This is a genomic window from Arthrobacter sp. Hiyo1 (genome assembly GCF_001263615.2).
Lineage (GTDB): Bacteria > Actinomycetota > Actinomycetes > Actinomycetales > Micrococcaceae > Arthrobacter.
Map to the genome: position 1 here is coordinate 272,220 of NZ_DF952472.1, position 4,608 is coordinate 276,827.

General features: G+C 62.5%; 4 protein-coding genes and 7 tRNA genes. 7 read left to right on the plus strand and 4 right to left on the minus strand.

Going from position 1 to position 4,608, the window contains the following annotated elements:
• From AHiyo1_RS14845 to AHiyo1_RS14855, 3 genes are all read right to left on the minus strand, one after another.
• Positions 1–595 (minus strand): methionyl-tRNA formyltransferase (locus AHiyo1_RS14845; RefSeq protein ID WP_445286223.1); only part of this gene is annotated, 595 nt, incomplete at its 3' end.
• Positions 592–1,158 carry a peptide deformylase gene (def, locus tag AHiyo1_RS14850; protein WP_059389087.1) on the minus strand — a complete coding sequence of 189 codons (567 nt, stop codon included), beginning with the start codon at positions 1,156–1,158 and terminating at the stop codon, positions 592–594. The genes AHiyo1_RS14845 and def, both read right to left, overlap by 4 nt.
• 50 nt (positions 1,159–1,208) lie before the next feature.
• Positions 1,209–2,090: a cytochrome gene (locus tag AHiyo1_RS14855; RefSeq protein WP_059389088.1), complete on the minus strand. Its 882-nt coding sequence runs from the start codon at positions 2,088–2,090 to the stop codon at positions 1,209–1,211.
• A 537-nt stretch (positions 2,091–2,627) separates the two neighbouring features.
• On the opposite strand from AHiyo1_RS14855, the gene AHiyo1_RS14860 reads away from it, so the two are divergent.
• Positions 2,628–3,401: a GGDEF domain-containing protein gene (locus AHiyo1_RS14860; RefSeq protein WP_340639329.1), complete on the plus strand. Its 774-nt coding sequence runs from the start codon at positions 2,628–2,630 to the stop codon at positions 3,399–3,401.
• 76 nt (positions 3,402–3,477) lie between these two features.
• On the opposite strand, the gene AHiyo1_RS14865 is transcribed toward AHiyo1_RS14860, so the two are convergent.
• Positions 3,478–3,552 (minus strand) — tRNA-Val (locus AHiyo1_RS14865).
• A 260-nt stretch (positions 3,553–3,812) separates the two neighbouring features.
• On the opposite strand from AHiyo1_RS14865, the gene AHiyo1_RS14870 reads away from it, so the two are divergent.
• From AHiyo1_RS14870 to AHiyo1_RS14895, 6 genes are all read left to right on the plus strand, one after another.
• Positions 3,813–3,885, plus strand: a tRNA-Gly gene (locus tag AHiyo1_RS14870).
• Positions 3,886–3,940: 55 nt separating this feature from the next.
• Positions 3,941–4,011 (plus strand) — tRNA-Cys (locus AHiyo1_RS14875).
• 41 nt (positions 4,012–4,052) lie between these two features.
• Positions 4,053–4,127, plus strand: a tRNA-Val gene (locus tag AHiyo1_RS14880).
• A 57-nt stretch (positions 4,128–4,184) separates the two neighbouring features.
• Positions 4,185–4,257, plus strand: a tRNA-Gly gene (locus AHiyo1_RS14885).
• Between the two features lie 48 nt (positions 4,258–4,305).
• A tRNA-Val gene (locus AHiyo1_RS14890) sits at positions 4,306–4,380 on the plus strand.
• A gap of 57 nt (positions 4,381–4,437) precedes the next feature.
• Positions 4,438–4,513: transfer RNA gene (locus tag AHiyo1_RS14895), tRNA-Gly, on the plus strand.
• The last annotated feature ends 95 nt before the right edge of the window (positions 4,514–4,608 follow it).

The following is a 4,608-nucleotide window of genomic DNA, read 5'->3' on the forward strand; positions in this document are numbered from 1 at the left end:
GCCAGCGAGACATCGCCTTGCTGGGCTGGGGCGCCGCTTTGCCGGACTCGACGGCGGACAATGTCTGGCTGAGCAGGACCGCCCCGCTGCGCGAGAGCCGCTCCAGCAAGTCGCCGGCCGTGTCTTCGGGGCGCACGGTTTCCGTCAACGTCCCGAAGACCGGTCCGGTGTCGAGTCCTTCTTCCAGGAGGAACGTGGCGGCTCCGGTGATGTCGTCACCGGCGATGACTGAGCGTTGGACCGGCGCCGCGCCGCGCCAGGCAGGGAGGAGGGAGAAGTGGAGGTTGATCCAGCCGTGGCGCGGTACTCCGAGCGCGGCTTGGGGGACGAGGCCCCCGTAGGCGACGATCGCGGCGACGTCCGGCTCATACGAAGCGATCCGCTCGGTGGTCCCGGCGTCCACTTTCGAGGCGTGGATGATGTCGATGCCGAGTTCAGCCGCACGTGCCGCCACGGGAGACGGCGTCAGGATCCGCTTGCGGCCGGTCGGGGCATCCGGCCTGGTCAGCACGGCGACGATCTCGAATCCGGCCTCGATCAGGGCTTCAAGGGAAGGGACGGCGACAGCCGGGGTGCCGGCGAAGAGCACCCTCATTCGGCGGCCCCGAAGCTGCCGAAGCTCGAGCCCACGGTGTTGGCCCTCTTGGCCGTGGTCCGTTCAGTCACGGAGTGGTAGTTCGCCGCGCGGATGGCGCGGAGAGCGGTTTTCCGGTCCTCACCCTCCAGGCGGTCCGTGAACAGGATCCCATCCAGGTGGTCGGTCTCGTGCTGGAAGCAGCGCGCGAGCATGCCCTCCGCCTCCACGGACACGGTGTTGCCGTTGATGTCCACACCGGTTGCACGGGTGGTCCTGCGGCGACGAACCGGGAACGCGAGTCCGGGAATGGAGAGGCAGCCCTCTACCTCGTCGGGCTGGAAGTCATCGCTGTTCTCAAGCACGGGGTTGATGATGTGGCCTTCCACCCCGCCGATCCGGTAGGTGAAGACCCTCTGGCTGACACCGATCTGCGGTGCGGCGAGCCCTGCACCGTCCACGTCCTCCATGGTCTCGGTCATGTCCGCCACCAGTTTGGCGAGCTCAGGCCCGAATTCCGTGACTGGATCAGCAACCGTGCGGAGCACGGGGTCGCCGATGATACGGATACTCAAAATGGCCATGTGCTGTCTTTCCTCACGATCGGCGAAGCTTCGGTCCCGGCAAAAGGGGCCTAGGCCAGTTTAGTTGAGCCTGCGGGCGCTGCAGCGGCAGGGTACGACGGCGGAGCTACCGGGAGCAGCGCCGTTCCCGCTGCGGCCACATCGGCAGACATCTCCCACACCCGCTTCAAGGCGCAGAACTTCCACCAGTGGTGCTTGAGTACGTCCGGATTGGCCCGCTGGGGACGCACTTCGGTCTCGCCGATAGCCACCGCAAGCAGGACCGGGTTCTCACCGTATTTCCACGGTTCCCACTCCCCGGCCACCGGATCCACGAGGCTTTCCTCGGCCTTCATGCCCGCAACCAGTTGCATCACTACCTTGTCGTCGAGCGGTTTCACTGTTCCGTCACGGGTTGTGCCCTTGGTTTTGTAGTCGATCAGGCAGACCCTGCCGTTGATTTTGGCGACGAGGTCCAAGGTTCCGGCGTAACCAACGCTTGAGTTCCAGACAGTAATCTCGGGAGCGATGGGCTCCACCCGGTACAACTCCCACCATTCATCGAAGCGGGCCGCGAAGGCATCCTCGCCGTTCGAAGCGAGCTCTTCACGCGTTTCCTTGACGCGGTGCGCGCGTCCGAGGGTGCGGAGGGCCACTTGCTCGCAGTAGTTGTGCACGCGGTCGCCGCGGCGCGCGGCGTCGTCCCGGTACACCTCCGCGGCCTTGGCTGCCTTGTTGACGGCCTGCCGCATCTTGGCAGGACTGGAAAGATGTTGCGGGAGTTCCGGGTCCTTCGCCAAGCTGCTGGCGCCCATGTAGCCGAACCAGCCGTCCAGGGAATGGGCCTGCTGGCCGATCACCGTGGTGATGGAAGGGACCGAGAAAGTCTCGGACGTGGACCGGGCATACATCCGGCCGTATTCGGTGGCATGGGCAAGCAGTGGATCTGTCATAAGAAAACTCTTTCACACACCGCCGACAAGAAAACGCGGAGCCTTGGTGGCCGTCGACGGGACTTCCCTTATCCCGTAATTCACAAGGCCCCACGCATGGCGCGCAAGGTTCCTTGACTCACGGTGCCATAATTGGTCACGTCCTCGGCTACTGGAGCGCATCTTGGTCCTCGATATAACAACACTGCGAGTCGCCCTAGGCGTGGTCGCCCTGACCCTGCTCCTCTTGTTCTACGCATCCTTCAGGCGCACGCGGTCGTCCTACAACGGGTGGTGGTGCATCGCACTCCTCTTCTTCCTCGCAGGCAACCTTGCGTTCCTTCTCAACGGGACGCCGTATCAAGTCTGGGCGAATCCCTCGGGAAACGTCCTCCTGGTGGGCGGAGCGTTCAGTGTGTGGACCGGCGCCCGGTCCCTCAGGATGTTACCGCCGCTCGGTGGCAATTTGCCGCGGCCTGTGGCGTCACGGCCATCGCCTCCGTTTTGGAAAGCCCCGGTCACAACACGTGGTCCGGGGGCCTGGTCTATCTGGGATTCATGACTGTGGGAATCGCGTTGGCGTCCCGCGATCTGTGGCTACTTGATTCCAGCTACTCCCATGTGCATAAGTCGATGGCCTTGGCCGCGGGATTCCTGGCGGCCTACTATTTCTGCCGCCTGTCCGTGTATCTCGTCGAAGGTCCAAGCGGACCGAACTTCCGCCTGTATTTTGGCCCCTCCATGGCCAGCCTGGTCACGCTGATACTCCTGGTTGCCGTCTCGTTCAGCATGACCGCCCTCAGCAACGATCAGTTGATCAACCGGCTCAGCGAACGCGCTGCCCGCGACAACCTGACCGGGCTCCTCAACCGTGGCACGTTCATGGAGTTGGCCATCAAGGAGCTCGAGCGCCTGCACACCACAAACTCGGTCGCCTCATTGATCCTGGCCGATCTGGACCACTTCAAGGCGATCAATGACGAGTACGGTCATGCCGCCGGGGACACCGCACTGCAGGCGTTCGCGGCTGCGTGCACCGAGTCGGTACGATCCACGGACCTGGTCGGACGCTACGGGGGCGAAGAGTTCATCCTGCTTTTGCCGGGAGCCAGCCAGGAAAGGGCTGAAAGCATCGCGGCCGACATCAATCGCTCTTTGGCGGCAGCCAAGAGCCTCGACGACATCCACGTCCCAACGGTGAGTTACGGGGTCACGTCAACTGAGTTCGACGCCGTCGACCTCACCGCGATGATTGCGGCCGCCGATGCGGCCCTCTACGAAGCAAAGTCACTCGGAAGGAACCGGGTGGTCCGGGCGTCACCCCTTGCGTGATTGGGCGACGGATCCACGAGCAACGACAAGAGGTCCTGTGCGAAACATGAACCATGTTTCGCACAGGACCCCTTCTTGGTGGGCGATACTGGGTTCGAACCAGTGACCTCTTCGGTGTGAACGAAGCGCGCTACCACTGCGCCAATCGCCCGTGCACAAGAAGACTAACCGACCCCGGCCGGAATTCAAAAATCCGGAAAGTATCGGGCCGGCCGGCTAGGCAACAACCAGGAAAATGCCCACGAATCACAAGCGTGTAACTCGCAAATTCCGCGCCAATTCAAGGAACTTACGCCCATTGCTCACGATTCCGGCAGATCGATTTGGAGTTTCCCGGAACCTCCTATAGAGTTTTTACTCGTCGGAAAGCGACGGAATGCCCCCTGCGGGCAGGCCGCCGAAGAAGACTATGCGGACGTAGCTCAGCTGGTAGAGCACCACCTTGCCAAGGTGGATGTCGCGAGTTCGAATCTCGTCGTCCGCTCGCAGGACACTGTCACGGCATTGACTTCTTGGAGCCCCAGGAATCGTGCTTACACGGTGGGTTGGCCGAGAGGCGAGGCAGCGGCCTGCAAAGCCGTATACACGGGTTCGAATCCCGTACCCACCTCGGTGAAAACCTTGGTTTCCGGTCCAGGCCGGATTGCATTTGGGCGATTGGCGCAGCGGTAGCGCGCTTCCCTGACACGGAAGAGGTCACTGGTTCGATCCCAGTATCGCCCACCAAGGCAAGGTAACTTGCTTGTTGATGAACGTCCGGCCCCGGCCGGATGACCATCATGTGCGGACGTAGCTCAGCTGGTAGAGCACCACCTTGCCAAGGTGGATGTCGCGAGTTCGAATCTCGTCGTCCGCTCTCGTATTTTAAGGTCCCGGAAACGGGCCGGGCGGCTTATGCCGATCCGGGCGATTGGCGCAGCGGTAGCGCGCTTCCCTGACACGGAAGAGGTCACTGGTTCGATCCCAGTATCGCCCACCAAGGCAAGGCAACTTGCTTGTTGATGAACGTCCGGCCCCGGCCGGATGACCATCATGTGCGGACGTAGCTCAGCTGGTAGAGCACCACCTTGCCAAGGTGGATGTCGCGAGTTCGAATCTCGTCGTCCGCTCCATTTCCTCCATCGCAATTGCACTTGGTCAAATGCAGTGACACCGTTCAAGCAGCTCCGCCGGAGCTGCTTTTTTTGTGCCCGCAGCCACCCACTAC

What these genes read in the sequence shown, in the direction of transcription:
- def (WP_059389087.1), bottom strand. Translation starts at nt 1,158, where the DNA reads ATGGCCATTTTGAGTATCCGTATCATCGGCGACCCCGTGCTCCGCACG.
- AHiyo1_RS14855 (WP_059389088.1), bottom strand. Translation starts at nt 2,090, where the DNA reads ATGACAGATCCACTGCTTGCCCATGCCACCGAATACGGCCGGATGTAT.
- AHiyo1_RS14860 (WP_340639329.1), top strand. Translation starts at nt 2,628, where the DNA reads ATGACTGTGGGAATCGCGTTGGCGTCCCGCGATCTGTGGCTACTTGAT.